8 protein-coding genes are annotated in these 17,731 nt (G+C 47.1%); 4 read left to right on the top strand and 4 right to left on the bottom strand.

The features are described 5' to 3' along the window. Window positions 1-93 precede the first annotated feature (93 nt). Window positions 94-9,060 (bottom strand): S8 family serine peptidase, encoded by an 8,967-nt coding sequence (locus AC0YNS_RS11185; protein WP_475781076.1) that lies wholly within the window; start codon window positions 9,058-9,060, stop codon window positions 94-96. Window positions 9,061-9,162: 102 nt separating this feature from the next. Here AC0YNS_RS11185 and AC0YNS_RS11180 point away from each other — a divergent pair, with 102 nt between their 5' ends. Then, window positions 9,163-9,306 (top strand): hypothetical protein, encoded by a 144-nt coding sequence (locus AC0YNS_RS11180; protein ID WP_475781075.1) that lies wholly within the window; start codon window positions 9,163-9,165, stop codon window positions 9,304-9,306. Here AC0YNS_RS11180 and AC0YNS_RS11175 read toward each other — a convergent pair. After that, entirely contained in the window at window positions 9,303-9,569 is a 267-nt protein-coding gene (locus AC0YNS_RS11175) for a hypothetical protein (RefSeq protein ID WP_475781074.1), read from the bottom strand. The two genes, AC0YNS_RS11180 and AC0YNS_RS11175, sit on opposite strands and share 4 nt — an antisense overlap. 490 nt (window positions 9,570-10,059) lie before the next feature. Between AC0YNS_RS11175 and AC0YNS_RS11170 the strand changes: the two genes are divergently transcribed. The 3 genes from AC0YNS_RS11170 (at window position 10,060) to AC0YNS_RS11160 (ending at window position 13,812) form a co-directional block, all read left to right on the top strand. Next, window positions 10,060-10,686 (top strand): TetR/AcrR family transcriptional regulator, encoded by a 627-nt coding sequence (locus AC0YNS_RS11170; RefSeq protein WP_475781073.1) that lies wholly within the window; start codon window positions 10,060-10,062, stop codon window positions 10,684-10,686. A 115-nt stretch (window positions 10,687-10,801) separates the two neighbouring features. Then, the gene (locus AC0YNS_RS11165; RefSeq protein WP_475781072.1) at window positions 10,802-12,418 is read left to right on the top strand and encodes a beta-N-acetylhexosaminidase; all 1,617 of its coding nucleotides are present in this window, start codon (window positions 10,802-10,804) and stop codon (window positions 12,416-12,418) included. A gap of 29 nt (window positions 12,419-12,447) precedes the next feature. Continuing rightward, window positions 12,448-13,812 carry an MFS transporter gene (locus tag AC0YNS_RS11160; protein ID WP_475781071.1) on the top strand — a complete coding sequence of 455 codons (1,365 nt, stop codon included), beginning with the start codon at window positions 12,448-12,450 and terminating at the stop codon, window positions 13,810-13,812. A gap of 198 nt (window positions 13,813-14,010) precedes the next feature. Here AC0YNS_RS11160 and AC0YNS_RS11155 read toward each other — a convergent pair whose 3' ends face one another. Both AC0YNS_RS11155 and AC0YNS_RS11150 read right to left on the bottom strand, forming a co-directional pair. Continuing rightward, window positions 14,011-14,151, bottom strand: coding sequence for a hypothetical protein (locus AC0YNS_RS11155; RefSeq protein ID WP_475781070.1), 141 nt, complete (start codon window positions 14,149-14,151; stop codon window positions 14,011-14,013). Between the two features lie 234 nt (window positions 14,152-14,385). Then, on the bottom strand, window positions 14,386-17,712 hold the full coding sequence (locus tag AC0YNS_RS11150) for a DUF5107 domain-containing protein (RefSeq protein ID WP_475781862.1): 3,327 nt from the start codon (window positions 17,710-17,712) through the stop codon (window positions 14,386-14,388). Window positions 17,713-17,731: the final 19 nt, after the last annotated feature.

Genomic DNA, 17,731 nt, shown 5'->3' with positions numbered 1-17,731 from the left:
TAAAATAAAAAGGTACGGTCTCCTCATTGTTCATGAGTGTGACCGTACTTCTTTATTTTTCAGTGACCGTTTGAACGGAACACTTTCTATTACTTATTGATCGTGAGAAGCCGCTTCAATATCATTGAATGCCCAATGAGAAGCCGCGACGTCAGACCAAGTCGGCTGAACAACCGGTACCGTGACCGTGCGGCCAAGATAACGGTTCATCATGACGACAGCTTCAGCGCGGGTCAAGGATTGATCCGGTTTGAACGTTCCGTCTTGGTAACCCTTAATGATAGTTGCCGCTGAGGCTTGCTGAATGGCTGCCTCTGCCCAGTGACCGGAAATATCCGTAAACCGGCTTGCTGCAGCTGGCTCAGCATTCCCCAACAAACGTGCGATAATTGCAGCCAATTCCGCGCGGGTAATCTCTTGATTGCCGCGGAATGTGCCATCTTCGTAACCCTTCATGAGTCCCATTTGAGTTACGGCCGCAATGACATCATGCGCCCAGTAGTCTGCAGCAACATCCTTGAATGTAATCGCTGCGCCTGTTGCTGGCTTATTCGCAATCATTGCCAGAATCTTAGCCGCTTCAGCACGCGTAATTTTCCCTTCAGGCTTAAAGGTGCCGTCTGGATATCCGTTTACATAAGCCTTCGCTGTGACACTGAAGTACTTATCTATGCCATCGACTTTCACGACGGAGAACGTACTGAACTTGTGCGTTGTGAACTGAATGCCCAGCTGTCCGTTATCCAATTTCACAACCTTGCCTTGAACAAGCTCCTTCGTGCCGTCGCTGTGCTCGATGTAGATCGCAAGATCTTTGGCTTGATCGGCCGTTAGATTTACCAGTGGCAATGTAAGCGTGACAGGCTTATTCTGAAGCTGCGTGTCGATTTCGATCGGCTGACCGATGATCGAAATCTCGCTGCCGCCAGTGATTTCTTTCATGATCGGCAGGTTCTTCGCATTGTCGGTTACTTCGTGTTTCTTCTCATCGCTCGCAAGGTGAACCGTATAGGTTACATCCCCGGAAGCATTGGTTAATGATTCACTTGGAATGTTGACTTCCACGCCCATGACCGAGATAATAAGATCTTTCTTCGCATGAGCCAGTTCTTGTACCGCATCCTTAGGAAGCGATACTTTAATGTTCGTTACGCCGGCCGTATCAGGAATGATAATTTTCACTGCTCCCGTTGCTGCGTCTGCAATTGCTTTAACCGCTTGCTCAGGAGTAAGTTTCGCCTCAATTCCCTTCGTTCCATCCGGCAATGTGATTTCTTTGATATCCGCTTCCGCAGACCCTTGTGGAGGCGTGATTGGCGTTCCACCGCCAACGACTACAATCGGATTCCACTTTGCATACAATCTTGTAGTTGCCGTTACTTTATCGGTTGTAAAGTTCCAAGCCTGCGTGACGCCTGCATCTTTATACCAACCGCCAAAGATGTAACCCGGGTTTGTCGGAGCATCAGGAGCCGTAATGAGCGTGTTGTGCTCAGCTACAACGCTCTCTGCTAAGTCTCCGTTTTGCTTATCGAAAGTAACGGTGTACTTAGCGATCGCCCATTTCCCGTAAACCGTCTTCGCCGAATAGATGGAGCTTGTGAAATCCCAAGGAATCGTACGCTCTTCATCCGCAAACCAAGTCGGATCATAGCCGACTACAACCGGCGGCGTAATTCTGCGAACAACAATTTGGTCTTGAATTGCTTCAAATGGAGCATCATCTGGCATGACGAAATGAATCAGATAGCCAATAATGACCTTTTGGATAACCGTTACATCCGCATACTCGGTTGCACTGATACTGATGCTGTAATCCCCTGCTTTTGTGAATAGGCTCTTATCCAATGTAATCGTTCCTGCAGCAGCGTCTACAGTGTATTTCGATGCAGGGACAATAGATCCCGCAACCTTAATGCCTGTAATTGCTTTTGCCCAATCAGAGTCGCTGAATTCAAGCGTCATCGCATTGCCAAGAGCATTATCTGTCGTGTCGGTCGTTACAAGTGATGTTGCCAATGCATATTTAGCGTAGAGCGTTTTTGATCCCGTAACAATGCTAGTAAAATCAAACGGCGTCGTTAATTGCGCGTTCGTATACCAGCCTGTGAACTTAAAGCCAACCTTAGCCGGATCAGCTGGTTTCGTTACACGCGAATCAACAACCTGAGACGCGACAGCCTCTCCGCCGTTGGACTCGAATGTAATCATGTGACCAACAATTTGATCTGTGACAACTGCATCTACGTAGCCTTCTGATACGATCGTCACATTGATCTTTTGACCAACCGTAAACAAAGATTTATCAAGCGTAATGGCATTGGCCGAAATCTTATAATCCGTATCCTTAACCAATGTTTTGGAGCCAATGTTAACGGATTTAATATTCGATTTCCATTTGCCGTCATCCGTAAAGGATAACGTAATGTCACTGCCAACGATATTGTTAGAAGTATCCTTCACTACCGTTGGAGGCGTCTTAATCCAGCACATGTAGTAAGTCGCATTATCCGTCAAGTAGATACCATTACTTTGGGAAATCGGTGACGTATTTCCGGCAGTGCCTGCAGCATCCAGATAAAGCGTTGGGCTGACGGAAAGATTGCCATTGGTTACATGCGTCATCGCTGACGCCATATTCGGCGCAAAGGCTTTTCCATTGACCATTGTGTCGAAGAAATAGCTGTCGTTTGCGCTCTTTAACGTTCCGCCGTTCAGATCAATGTGGCGTCTGTAACCGAGTTTGACATCCGGAATTTCGATCGCCGATACACCTAACTCTGCATTCGGTGTAATGGTTAATTTATATCCTCTATATGGGCTACCAAAGGATAAGCTCGGTGCTGCGCTGAATGCAAACTTCTCATCCGGATGCGCAGCTGCATAAGCTTCCGTTTCCGTTGTAAAGGAAAGAGTTCCGTTGCCATTCTCGATCTCCAAGCCATACGTGCTTGGATCTAACGTTTCCGTAGTCAGCGTTGAAGTGTCATCGCTCTTGAGCTTGTAGTACGTTTTCTCAATCTTAGCGATGTTCGCCTTGCTGGACAACCACGAAACGTTAGTTGTAACGTCCGGAATGCTGAGCTGCAAATCCCCTTCTCCAAGCACCCAGCCAATACCGCTTACAGCCGAATTCGTACCGTCGAACTTGTATCCATTCGGCTTCGCTTTGTCAACAGGCGAATAGTTCTGCGTAACATTCATTATCCATTTCGCATAAACCGTCTTATCGCCAGTCACCCAATCGCTTGGTTGCCACTGACTCGTACCTTGTGGATCATTAAACCAACCAACGAAGACGTACCCAGGTCTAGTTGCACTCGGATTTTTTAATCCGCCAATGTACGCACCGTTAGAGAGGTAGTCTGCTCCGTTTCTTGTTTTGGATGGATTGAAGCCAACTGCGATCGGAGCAGTTGGATCACCGCCCTGCGTATCGAAGTTAAGACTGTATCCAACTGCTTGTCCTGCATTGCCAACCGCATCCAATCCAACGGTCACGAGCGGGTAAATCGTACCGTCATCTCCTGTCGAGCTGATCTCGAATTTGTACAGCTGAGGCAAATCGCTCGTTCCGCCCGGTTCAATAGGCGAAGTAGGGCCGACAACAGCCGCATTCGTCTTAAATAGTCCGGCCTTGAACGCAATTTCCCCTGCTTGGCTGATGTCGTAATATTTATTGCCGCTGTCATCAGTCAAATTCGTGATATCGATTCCAGCAGCGAAGTTTGCTGTCATAACCACGATTTTATTGATCCCGTTACGCCATTTCGCATCATCAGTAAATGTAAACATCAGATCTTTGCCAAGATGCGCTTTAGCCGGATCCGTTACCAGTGGGATTGCAGGCGTCGCAATTGGCGTTGTTGCAATCGTGAAGCTGGTATCGACATCTTTATAGCCGGCAGCTTTAATTCGAACCTTATACGTGCTTGCCGTAGCAAACAATGATCCCTGCAGCGTAATTTTGGACGGAACGAAAATCCAGCCGTACTGCGGATCGAAGTACGTATAGCCTGCTGAAATGGACACTTTATCAGCCGGTAAATCTGTAAACGTTCCTGCGCCAACCTGAAGCTGGAGTTTCTTAATCTCATTTCTCCAAACGACATCATCCAGGAAGACCGGGCTGCTTGGAATTAATGTAAGGTTATAGCCGTTCTTCAAGTCATCCAGCTTCGGCAGCGTATCTACGGACGTCTTCTGTTTTGGACCTGCCAAATTGAGCTTTTGCATGACTTTCTTAATGTCGTCGCCAGCCTCTAACGTGATTGGCGGTAAGAATGTCGGATATGCATCCGAGTTTGGCGACTTTAGCGTCTCCGTATTCGTTACAGTGAGCTGCGGCTTAGGAACAGTCTTGCCTGCCGCTTTCGCGCTTTCATTGACTTTACCAAAGTTATTGAAAATATAGTAAAAATCATTGTAATCAATCGCTTGGCCGTTAACTGCAAGCGGAGAAACCCAATAAATATCGTTGCTTCTGTTCTGTGTAACGAAAGCAACCTTGGCCGCTTTAGTACCTACCATAGCATTAACATCGTTAAAATTCAGATAAGCCTTAATTTCATCGACGAGATCCTTCATATCAATGACATCATCGCCGTTGACGTCTCCGCCCAATAAAAACGGTGTCTGATAGGATGGGATATCATATGCGGTTCCGGATTGATAACCATAACGATTGTTACCGATAACCGGCGTTGTTACATACCCCTTGAAATGTCCCGGCATGCTGATTTCAACTTTGTACGGCGCTGGGCTGACACCCACCGAGACAGCGTACGTACCGGAAGTATTGCCTACATATTGAATGGTGTTCGTTTCCGAAGTAGGGCTATCTGTTACATATTCAGTGCCTTGATCATCGATAACTTTAACTTTAGCTCCAGAATCCTTAATAACATTAACAAATCTGCCGCTAAGCGTATTTTCCAGGAACGACTCCGCGAAAAGACCGCCCATCAGCATGGAATTCGGCTGTTTCACATACGTATCATTCGTAAAGAAAGCCGGAATTTCTTTGTCGCTATCACCTATTGTTAGATTGGCTTCAGTAACGAAATAGTTTGATGGTCCAACAATTGGCTGTGGATGGGTATAGTTCACATCGGCTTCCAAAATGTCCATATCCGCTTCAAGAGCGCCGTTCGCGCCAATCCCGGATATCGTAATATCTGTGGAAATGCCAGCTTCGTGTGAATCAGGATACGGCTCTCCTACGTGTAGAACCGAAGTCGTGTCAACAATTCCTTTGCTCTCTAAATAAGTCTTGTATTTCGGTGTCAGCCTGATATTGCTGAACGTATAAATACTACCATTATTAATGGTAAACGATCCGCCTGCCATGCCAATACTATTCTTAGTCGCGATTGTCGCTTTGAACGCTTTGCCCGGTTCTACGACAACCTTGCCTTGGCCTTCCAGTTCAGCGTCTACACCGTTTGATGATGTAACGGTTACATATGGAGCGCCTTTCTTGATGAAATAATACTGCTTTTTCGTAGTTAATAGATCACCGGCAGTTGAATAGTCGACTGGATAAATAAAGAATTCACTGCCTCGTTCTCTAATATCCTCAGGCGTTAAGCCGAAATGGAAGCGGCCTTGCGCATCTGTACGGAACAATGTCGTTGGGAATGGACCGTCTTGATATCCCCAGACAACGTTCAGAGCCTGATCGATAGGCGCAGGTGTATTGGGATCATCAAGACTCGGAACCGAAGTTTCACCGTTATTCTTCATCACTTCGATATTCGAATCGTAAATCGTGCCATAGAAAGACTTAATCTCTTGTCCAGGCTGATAGCCTGTTGGGTCGATCTCATAAATTCCTGGCTTCGAATCTTGATCCATTGTGATCGTTGGCGCTTGATAATCGACATAAAGCGTGTCTTCAGCTGTATAGTGGCCTCCGGAAGCATCAGTTGCAATAATCTCAACCGAATAAGCGCCTTCCTTAATTGCAGTTGGAGTCGCTGCAATGCCGGAGCGATCAAGCGTGCCATCAAATTCCTTTGTAAATGGCAAATAAAGTCCGCCCGTCAGCAATAAGAGTGGGCCGTAAATGACACCCGGACCCGCAGCGTCGATAGCCTGTACATCTTGAGCCAATCCTAAATAGTTGCCATCTTTATCTTTTAACACGATATAGATGTTCTCCATTGCGCTATTAACAGAGAAGTTGTACATCGTGGCTCCTGGGCCGATATTATTAGGGTTAAAGTTCCCTGAATAGCGCTCTGACAGTGTCATCGCTTTGATAAGCAATTGGAAATCGATTCCTTTTACGGAAACTGTAATTGTAAACGGAATGCGGTATGATTCCGTCTCGTCCTCGGCATTCACAACCTGGATATAACCCTCATAAGTGCCGTCTAATGCATTTGCCGGAACCGTAATTTGGGCTGTTGCTTTCAACGTGCCGCCAGCGTCTACCGAAGCGGATGTCGATTCCGTACCGTTTACGGAAAAAGCGATTGCCACATCATTTCCTGTACCTGGTCCAACCTGATTCGATTTCGCGAACTTGGTCGAAATGAAGGATGAACTCAGATTAAACGTTTTGCTTTCTGTACCCTGATTAACAATATTGAAGTCTTTAGACTGAACAACATCATCAGAGCCTGCAGTTGCTCCTTCTCCCCGTCCCTTAAATCCGAAGAAGAGGCTTCCATTAAAGTGATCAATAACTACTTTCGTCGTAGTATCTCCTGCAGTACCGTAGGTCGCAGCTTTGTCCAGGACTTGAATTTTAACATTCGCTTTAACAGCGCGTGCAGGATCAACGCGTCCTGCGCCGACTTGGTATACGCTGTACGTGAGCGAGCTTGTATTGACGTCTTTCGCTGTGTTCATTAACGCAGTCTTGATGTCTGCCGGCGTATAATCCGGATGAGCCGCCAATACGAGCGCTGCAATACCTGCAACGTGCGGCGACGCCATTGAAGTGCCGGACATCGGCATGTAAGCATACGAATAATCTTTGGTTTCTACGTCTGCTTGCGGTGTCCAAACATCATAAGGGACAGTAGACATAATATCTACACCGGGTGCAACAACGTCCGGCTTAATTTCCCAGTTCTTGACTGGACCTGTCGAACTAAAGGACGCCAACTCATCCCCATTCTTGATATATGGCGCATCAAGCTTAGCTGGGAAAGAAAGAGTCGCTGCACTAGGGTTCGCTTTAACGGCTGCCGAAAGCGCTTCGCCCTGTACTCTGGTCAATGAAATCGCGTAGACATGAGACAGCTTTGAGCCTAAGAACGTAGATACATAGCCTTGGGTATCCGGATCGTCAGCGTTATTCCAAAGAACCAACCCTGCAGCGCCTGCTTCTACGGCGTTCGCCATTTTTTGCGTCATATATTCGCCGCCGCGTTTAACGAGCGCTAATTTTCCTGTCATATCCAATCCTGCGTAATCGGCCATCGTACCTGCACCGACATCAACGATCGGCAAGGTTTGTCCTGCCAATTCATCGTCTGCCTGTGTGTAGGATTTACCAAACAATCGAGCTTGATAATCCGCTGATCCACTTTGGACGGTCATGACCGGTATCTCTCCCGGTATCGAGCTTGCACCAACTGTAATCGCAAGCGGCGATGTACCAGGGGAACCTACGGTTGCTACACCCGGTCCTGAGTTACCTGCGGAAATGGCGCATGTAACACCCATCAGAGAAGCATTGTTAATGGCAATGCTTGTTGGATAGTACGGGTCATTAATAGGCGCGCCAAGAGATAGATTGATGACATCCATATCATCTTTTACCGCTTGATCGATCCCGTTCAGAACAGAGTCCGCCGAACCGCGACCGCCTGGCCCTAATACACGATAGCCATAAATGGCAGCATCCGGCGCTACGCCATTAGCCGACAGTTGTGCATTATTCGCCGTTGTACGGGCAGCAATTGTACCCGATACATGCGTTCCATGTTCAGTAATATATTGCTTGTAGTCCGCTGGAGCCGCTCCTTCGAAAGGATTCGGATGAGCTTTAGCGTAAAGCCAATCGTCGTATACCGTTTCCATCGGATCAAGGTCATCCGTATAGATAATATTTCCGTCGGAATCGACTGTATTGTTGACAAAGTCATGTCCGCCTGCGTATACATCCTTTAGATCCGGGTGATTGTAATCAATCCCTGTATCCAATACGCCGACCTTTACTCGCTGGCCTTCACGGTCACCGGATTTAATGATCCCTGTATGACCTTCTGCTTGAAGCAGATCGACTCCCATCAAACGCAGACCAGTAGTAGGATGGCCTGCGGATGAATCCGTTAATTCGGTCATGTCGATCTCAGTATCATCAACAGCTGCACCATCAGTTGCACCATCAGTTGCACCATCAGTTGCACCGTCTGTTGCACCTTCTGTTGCACCTTCTGAACTTCCTTCGGAATCGTCTATCACCGGCTCAGATTCATCCGACGCCTCGTATTCAACAACAGACCACACGGAAGCAACCAGAGGACTATCAGCAACCTGGGTTAATAGATTTGCAGGAAGAGACAGCGCAACGCCATTAAACGCTTCCGAGTACTCTCTCGAGATTCTCATGTTCGAGCTGACAGCTCTGCCGCCAACGATTTGCGGCTTTACTTGCGTATTAATAAAGTTTTTAAATTCGGCATGAGAAGCTTCGACCTTTTGCTGCGCCGACGCGTAATCACCCTCGAACGCTTGGCCCGTTACAGCAGCGCCGCCATTGGCCAATAATTGCTTGATGATTTGGATTTTGGCGGGATCTATTTTGAATTGAACGATCACATTGAGATTCTTGTTACTGCGTAAATCCTTCGGATCAACATGGAGTTTCTGGGAAGTGTCTGCTCCAGTGAGTTTATTGATGCTTCCCTTCTGCTCAGGAGTAAGACCGTCAAGAATACGGTTTACTTCCTCTGCACTGAATGTCCCGCTTGTTTCACTTTGCTGGCTCTGCTCAGCAGCATGCGCATGCATTAAGTTTTGAGGCAACGCACCGCTTAGAAGTATCGAGCCTAGCGCTAAGAGAGTTGCAGTTCTCTTCGCTTGTTTCATCCTCTTACCCATGTAAATCCTCCTCTGATGTATACTTGCTGACTTACGTGAACCTCTAAACCCCCTCATGACAAGCTATATCAAAAAGGACATCTCCTCTGGGAGGAATCCTGAATGAACGTAAATGGATATAAAAAAGGCCAGCAGGAAACCGGCCCCCATTTACAAGTAAATGGAGAACTGATTTGTATCCTGCTGACCCTTCTGCTCATCGCTTTAGTTGTCAGTAGCGGCGTATGGCAACCCCGAAATCGTTAGAGCGACTCTCCGTCTGACGACTCGGTTGCTGCTAGCGAAGGAAATTTCAATTCCTTTCGCACGATCTTTTCTTCGATGTTTTTGTTAAGTGTAAGAATCATATACGTATACTCGAGCTCGTGCCTGACTTCATAACCGGTAACTTCAAGCGAGCCGTCCAAGCCTCTGAGCATCTCAGTGACTAAGGGGAAAATGTGCTTCTTGTTAAACTCTAGGTACTGTTTCGTCAATTCGTGCCTGTCCAGAAACTCAAATACGCACATTTCAAACCAAGTCTTCCTTGAGTCGAATACGACATAAAATGAGTTATTTACGATTCTTACCGTTGTCCTCGAGGAGCCTTTTCCTCTGTATAATTTAAACAACCTAGAAAACTCTCTTTCCAGGTAAGTCTCGAATTCTTTCAAGTGAACCACGTAACCCCTTTCAATCCTTTGACTCGCCTATTATGACTCATAAAATGCAAATTATCAATATAAATTGCACGATATGTGCAATTTAAGGCGTAAAATAAAGCCATCCTTCAAAGGATGGATTCATGTTTAAATTAGTCCTAATTATAGTGGGGAAGAGCTACTGTGTATAATACCTAATCGTTTATATAAGATAACTTATGAGCTATTAATCAGTTACACTATCTCCCAACTTGAATCTAATTATATGGTTGAAGAGAAATCATGTATAATAAATACATACTCATATGAGATAGTTAAGAACATATAGTCCAAGCTAAGTAAACGAGGGAAACTCGAGATGAAACATGATGAAAGCAAAACGAAACAGCTTCAGCGGACTAAAATATTAAACGAGTCTTATCGGCTATTCATTGATAAAGGCATTCAAAACGTGACCATGCAGGACATCGCCGAAGCCTCGTCCATTCAGCGGCGCACGCTGTATTATTACTACCATAACAAAGAAGCGGTAGCTATAGAGTTAATCAACAACATACTCGGCGAATTCCAGAAGATATCGCCTAACATTCCTGATTATATGAATTCCGGTTATGCTCGAATCGAATATCTCTTCCACTACTTTTTGGATTATATGCTGAGAAGTGAAGATGACGTCTTGTTTATGATGCAATTTGATTACTATTTCCATAAAGGTTATGGAGAAAATGAAACAGGCATTATATCCATTTATGGGGATATGGTTGAACAATTCCTCACCGAGTTCCAACTTGGGATCGATGACGGCAGCATTCGAAAACAGTACAGTCACAATTTAAGTGAAGTATTCTTCATTACCTTCTCCTCCATCTTCTCGTTAGCTCAACGAATACTGTTCCGCGAGGATATCATCAAACAGGAGTCCGGATACGACAGAAGCAGCATCAAATTGCTGGTCGATCTCTTGCTTGGCGGACTGAAGGCATGAATCCATCCTTTGAGGGATGGGTTTATTTCACCCAACAAATTACTCACTATGTGTAATTTATATTGATTATTTGCAAATTGCGAGATATTATGAGCGTATCAAAGGAGGATTGATTATGCTTACGATACCAAGGATTAACGGCAATTCGGTTATTCATGATGTGCATTATCAGTTGCAACATGGATTCAAAGTGGAAATCGGCGAATTTCAATTGTCGGCCGTTGAAGTTTTCTTGCAGCGTGTCAAAGAAGCTTTTCATTTAGATGGGTATGTAAGCGATTCCGAGAAAGTCGATATCACTCTGATCAAGGACCCTTCTCCATCTAATGAGGCTTATTCTGTGAGCGTAAGCGCTAATGGCATCTGTTTATCAGCCTTTGACGAGCAAGGAATGGCCTGGGCGCTGAGCACCCTGTTTCAAATGCTCTCGGAAACGCAAGATATAAATAACGGCAAGAAACTTCAAGGCACTGCTTTCACGGATTGGCCGAAGTATTCGCATCGCGGTTTGTTAGTTGACGTCGGCCGCCATTTCTTCCATGTCGAGCAAATGAAACGAATAATCGAAGAGATGTCCCTGTATAAGCTTAACGTTCTGCACTGGCATCTCACGGAAGACCAAGGCTGGCGGATTGAAAGCAAAGTTTTTCCGAAGCTGAATGAAATCGGTTCCCGCGGTGAGTATTACACACACGATCAAATCCGCGAGATCGTAGCTTTTGCAGCCAGCAGAGGGGTTGAGATCATCCCCGAAATCGACATGCCGGGGCATGCATCCGCCGCGATCGCGGCATATCCGGGGCTCAGCTGCCTAGATGAACAAATTCAGGTAGCCGAGAAGATGGGCGTTTACAAGGTGATCATGTGTGCGGGCAAAGATAGCACGTATGAATGGATTTATAAAGCGTTGGATGAAATCGTAGAACTCTTCCCTTCCAGCAGAATCCATTTAGGCGGAGACGAAGCTCCTAAAGTGAAATGGAAAGAATGCCCGCACTGCAAAGCCATGATGAACCACCTTCATCTCGAAGAGATCGAAGACCTGCAGGGAGCATTCACGAACAAAGTCGCGGATTATTTAAGAGCAAAGGGAAAGCAAGTCACTTGCTGGAACGAGAGCTTACAGGCCAAGTCTCTCTCGCAAGACATCACCGCGCAGTATTGGATCGAACTGGCCCAGGAAAGCTATGTCTATCCGCAATATGAGAAAGGCCGTCCGATGGTCTTCTCCGAACTATTCCATATGTATTTTGACTACCCATATAGTATTGTCTCCCTCCGGAAAACATATGAATACACGCCGAAGATCATGGGAAATCACAACCTGTCCCGCGATAACGTTCTAGGCATCGAAGGGGCGATTTGGACAGAACGCGTTCCGACAAGCGAGATTCTCGAAGCGATGATCTCCCCTCGCATTCAAGCGCTTGCAGAAGCTGCATGGACGGTTGAGCGGAACTATGATGATTTCCTCCTTCGCTTAAAAGCCCATATGCATGAACTCGGACTGGTAAAGCTGATGTCAACGCCTTTCGATCAAGCAACAATTAGCGGCGAAGAAGCAAAAACTCAAGCAATTGGCTTCATGCAAGCTTTCATGGGAGCTATGGCTGGCAACGATATCGAGATGGGCCTTTCACCGGAAGAACTGCAAGGCTTCGCGACGGCATTCTTGATCAATATTGTTGGCGAAGAAGCGGCAATGGATATTGCAAAATCACTCACTAACTAGAACCAGATAAACAAACGGGGATGGTCATCATGGAAAGAACTCAAAAAAAGTATGCGGCAACGCGCTTCGAAAGAACCAGCTACGACGTTTTCTTTATCGGACAGAATATTCTGTTCATGATCCTCACTTCATTTTTGGGCATTTTCTATACCGGTACCTTAGGCATTCCAGCTACCGTCGTGGCCGTCATTTTCTTGTCAGCGCGCATTTGGGACGCTTTCGTCGATCCTCTCCTTGCCACTGTGATCGAGAAATCCAAATTGAAGGGCGGAAAATTCAAGCCCTGGCTGAAAGTAGCCGCCTATACGGTTCCGATTCTATCCGTGCTGTGCTTTGGTTTCGAGAATTTCCTTATCGACCAAAGCTTAGCGGTCCGTATCGCTTATGCAGCCATTACCTATTTTGTCTGGGGAACGGTCTATGCGGCTTCCGACGCTCCCGCTTATGCGCTGTCGACGGTTATGACTCCTTATCCCGAAGAGCGCAATTTGCTATTATCTTTCAATAAAATCACAGGTTTGCTTGGCATCCTGCTCGCGATGATCGGTTTCCCTCTCATACTGACGGCGACAAACAATAACTATTTTATTACCGTCCTCAGTTTTTCTGTGATCGCGTTCCTGACGATGTACATGATTCGGTTCACCAAAGAAAGAGTAAAGCATGAAGGAACCAAACATCCCACGACGCGTGAAATCTTCAAGGCAGTCACGAGCAACAAATATTTGATCGCCATCGTGGTTATAAGCATCATTTCGAACGGCTCGAATTTCGCTTCGACGCTTACGCCTTTTGTTGCAAGCGACATCTACAACGATTCCAGCTCCGCCGCCAGCATGCTCGCTATTGGGATTCTGCCGATGCTGCTTATCGCGCCGTTAGCCCCAATGCTCATCCGCAAATTCGGCAAAATCAAGCTAGTTCTTGTTTCTTTTGCTGCTAACATCGTATTTTCGTTGCTCATCTATTTGTTTGCGAAGGACAGCCTTACTTTCTATCTGGTACTCTCATTCCTAAGAGGATTGATTTCCTCCCCCTACATTGTGATCTATTCACTGTTCTTTACGGACTGTATCGAATACGATGCGTATACGAACGGTAGACGTTTCGAGGCAATTACGTTCGCTGCCCAAACCTTTATGTCCAAAATCTCTTCAGCCATCTCAGGTGGAGTAGGTATGTGGATCATCGGTATGGCAGGCTATACCGCCGCAGTTGCCGGCCACACGGTCACACAATCATCCACTGCGCTACATGCGCTATGGGCAACGATGAATTTGGGCCCTGTTATAGGCTCTGCAATTAGCATTGTTTTGATGATCAAATACTACGATTTGACCGAAGACAAAGTGAAAGTGATGGTTGAAGCCAATCTTCAGAAGACGGTCGGCTAAAATGAAAAAAGGCAAGCTTCTAGAGAAGCTTGCCTTTTTTAAAGTTAATTGTAAAAAAGTCATAACTATAGGATCACGAAAATCACCCTTCGTTTTCATTGTCTTTAGGGATTGTAATATAGTGGGCAGGAACCAGTAATCCGACAAACAGGAGTGCAAGCATGCTGAAGAAGAACAGATAGATTGTAAAAGTATCCATTAAACAGCACCTCCATTCAATGTTTGACCCGTTGGATATGTTTCGTCAATTGATTCCATGTTCAATGCAGTTTTTACAAGAATGCCTAAAACTGCAATCGCTGCTATATTGAATCCCATGATCATGAACATAACTTCCATTGTCACCACTCCTAGTTGTTGTATTTGTATTCCATAACCCAGCCGTATTAGTTGCTTCATGTAATTAAGTTATGAGTTGATTATAAATTGCACGCGAAAATCCGTATTGTAAAACGGCATTTCAATTGTAAAAAAGTCAGGAATACAGCGGAGGGAAAATGCCCCAATCCCGATGTGGAAATTCAATTAAAAAAGTCCTGCATATCAAAAATTTCTTGATACGCAGGACTGGCTTTATTGTAATTTGAGGGCATGATAATGAGCACCGAGATGATTTACGTCAAGTCGAAGAACTGCAGCAAGCTCTTCAGCTGCTTCCTTGCCGCTTCCGAGTCCCAACAAGCCCAGCCCTCTCATGTACCGGCAGTGAATTTCGTTCCTGAAATTCAAATCGTCCTCGAAGACGAGGAAGTCCGGCAGCGAAATCGCGAAATAATCGATCTTGACGTCGTCGAACACATGCTTCTCAGCGTAGTCGATCAGCTTGTAGAACCGTCTTTTTGCTTCCTTGCCGTTACCGAGCTTTAGCCAAGCCAAGCCTTGATAATAAATCATATCCGGCGGCTGATCGTTATAAAACATCGCACTGGCCGGCTCCTCGAGTCCAACCGATGCGGCACCGAATGCCGTTTGGGCTTCTTCCGCTTGACCTAACGCCGCATAGGCACAGCCAAGATAATAGTAAATGTTGTTTTCTTGCGCTCCCGTGAGTTTACCTTCGCCTAGATTGTCCGGATAGACGAGTGCCTTCTTCAGCCAAGCGATCGCTTCGTCATAGTTCTCTTCGGACAAGCATGCTTTTGCCAACTCTACGTGAGAGAGCACATATTGGCCAGTCGCTTTTCCTTCCCCGCCTTCCCACGGATGGAATTGTCGCGCTGCGAGAAGTTCAACTGCACTCTGATGGCGGCCAAGGCGATTATGGAGTGTGACATACTCCAAGTAGAGATCGTCTCTGCGCTGCACGAGATGTACGTGCGCGGATAACCGAGCGAGCCGGTCTTCCGGAGAGATACCGATTTTTTTATACAACTGATCCAGCTCGTAGAAGACCCTTGCATCGTCTTGATTGCAAGCGAAAGCTCGTTCCAATGCTTGGCGGGCCTTATCCTTGTCGCCGAGCTTGTTGTAGTAAGCAAGCGCCAAGTTCCGGCTCACGGTCGGGAAGGAAGAGTCCATCGACAGAGACGTCTCCCAATGAGCAATCGCTCTGTCCGCGACTTTCTTGTCGTAGTACAAGTTGCCGATGTAATAGTGCGCTTTGGCATCTCGCTGCCCATTGCTGGCTGCGAATGTTAAAACCGTTAAGTCAAACAACGTGTTCGGGAAACAATAGTCCGGGGATGCCGCTCCTCCGGCTTGCAAATGCTTGATCGACAGTTCTGGTTGACCTTCTCTGCTATACAAGTAGCTAAGCGTGTAATGGATCATAGGATACGTGTTGTCCGAACTGCTGTCTGCTATCATATTCAATACTTCAATAGCCTCGGCGTATAGCCCGGCGTCGGCATAGTCAGAAGCTAATGACAAGTGGTTATGTGCGTCCGCTCTCAACAAGAAAAGGAATTCCTCATACACCGATTCCGCTTTCTCGATATCCCCTGCCGCTTCCAAAGCCAGTCTCAGTTCGTTGTACGCACCGAAGTCAGCGATGTCCAGTCGGAGCGTTTCGCTGCCGAACGCAATCGCTTCCTCCTGTCGACCGAGCTTGCGGAGCAGCGCTGCCTTCAAATTTCTTGCTTTGTAATTACGCGAGTTACGGACGAGCGAACGTTCTACCAGCTCCAATGCTTCGGACAGCCGTCCTCGTTCGGTCGTGATTTGCGCTAAGGAAAAGTAGCCGCTGTCTTGCCAGGCTGCCGACCATACGGATTTGTAAAAGGCCGCGAACGCTTCTTCTTGCCTTCCTTGAAGCTTTAACGAAACGCCTAACTGATAATAAGCTTCGCCGTCATAAGGATTCGGATTGCGCCACGTTAAACTCTTAACCGCTGCGCGGAAGTGACGCTCGCTTTCTTGTAGCAGCCCTTTGCGGAGCAGCAGCGTTCCGTATGCCACATTGATACGGATATCACCGGGATCCCGCTTCAGTCCTTCGAGGTAATAGGCTTCCGGCTCGAAAGTCGCATGTCGGTATTGCTCCAAGTGAAGCCCTGCCAAATACAGCTGCTCGTTTGTCATCAGCTCCTGCGGCTCCGGCAAGGGCTTCGCCGCTTCGGGCATTTCCTCGATCTGCGGTTTCTTAGGCGTATAGCTCACGAGCGTCGAACCGGATCCATCCTTTACCGACAACGTGAGTTCGTGCGCCTTAACGCCTGCATCCAGACGAACTTCGGCTTGAAAGCCCTGCAGCGGAGTGAGTGTCAAGTTTTCGCAGTAATACGATTGGCCATTACCGGAGAGCTCCAAGGTTGCGCCTTCCACTCGGGATGTCGTGTAGACGTAGATGGCAGCCGCGGCAAGGTTCTCATCGACTTCCAAGTTGACCGCAGCTTCGGTCGTCGCGTTCTTGACGACACCGATATCTTTGTACGGCATGAAGTATTGCTTAAAGGACTTCTCTTCGTAAGGCTGCAGCCACGTGAAATCGGGCTGGTTGTCCGTGTACACGCCTGTCATCAGCTCGATATACGGTCCGTCTTCATCGGTCAAATTGCGGTCCCATGCTTGCCCGAACTCCCCATTTCCCCACGTCCATTGTTTTTTGCCCGGCGAAATATGATGATTCGCGACGTGAAGCAAACCTGCTTTCAGCGCATGATCGTAGCCCCCAACGAAGTTATAGTCGGATTTATAGGCCATGTAAGAGGTCGGAACGGGAATGTTCTTGTACCTTGAGATGTCGACGCCTTCGGAATAGTCCATTTTGTAATAGGTGCCGGTGGCGATCGGAAATTTGGACACGTCGCGTTTGCCATGGTCGAATACGGCGTTCACGTCCGGCGGAAACACCGATTGCGTATGATCGTTGACCGCTACCGCGGGGTTTGCCCACCACAGGAACGTTTGCGGCTCCGGCGTACGGTTGTAGAGCTGTGCAGCTATTTCCAGATACGCTTTGTCCGGATATAGCGTGAAGCCCGCCGTAACTTTCGTCCCGTACATACGGTCGATTTCGCTCACCCACACGGTGGCGCTGCCGTCGTCATTTTCCACCAGACGGTATTCTACCGGGCCGTATGTGTTCGGACGGTGGTGCTGCGGCCAGTTGAACTCGATGCCTCCCGAAATCCACGGTCCCGAGAGCCCGACGAGCGCCGGCTTGATCACCTGGTTATAGTAAACGAAATCGTAATTGTTCGTGCGATCGACCGCGCGATAAATTCGGCCGCCGAGCTCGGGCATGATTTCGATGCGCAAATAATCGTTTTCTAAAATGACGATGCGGTAGGGATGAGGCTTTTTCTCGTCCTCTATTTTATCGATGACCGGATGGGGATACACTTTGCCGGAACTGCCCTGATACACGCGTTTTTCCAGAAACATTGGATTTTTGTCGGGTTTCCCTACATCGTACGTAGGAATTTCGACGATCTTTTCCCAGACGCGGGAACGTCCCATTTGCTGAGTCAATTGCAGT

Source organism: Paenibacillus sp. J22FR21 (genome assembly GCF_056269135.1).
Note: the sequence above shows the minus strand (reverse complement) of the source record. Positions and strands in the feature narration are given on the sequence as shown.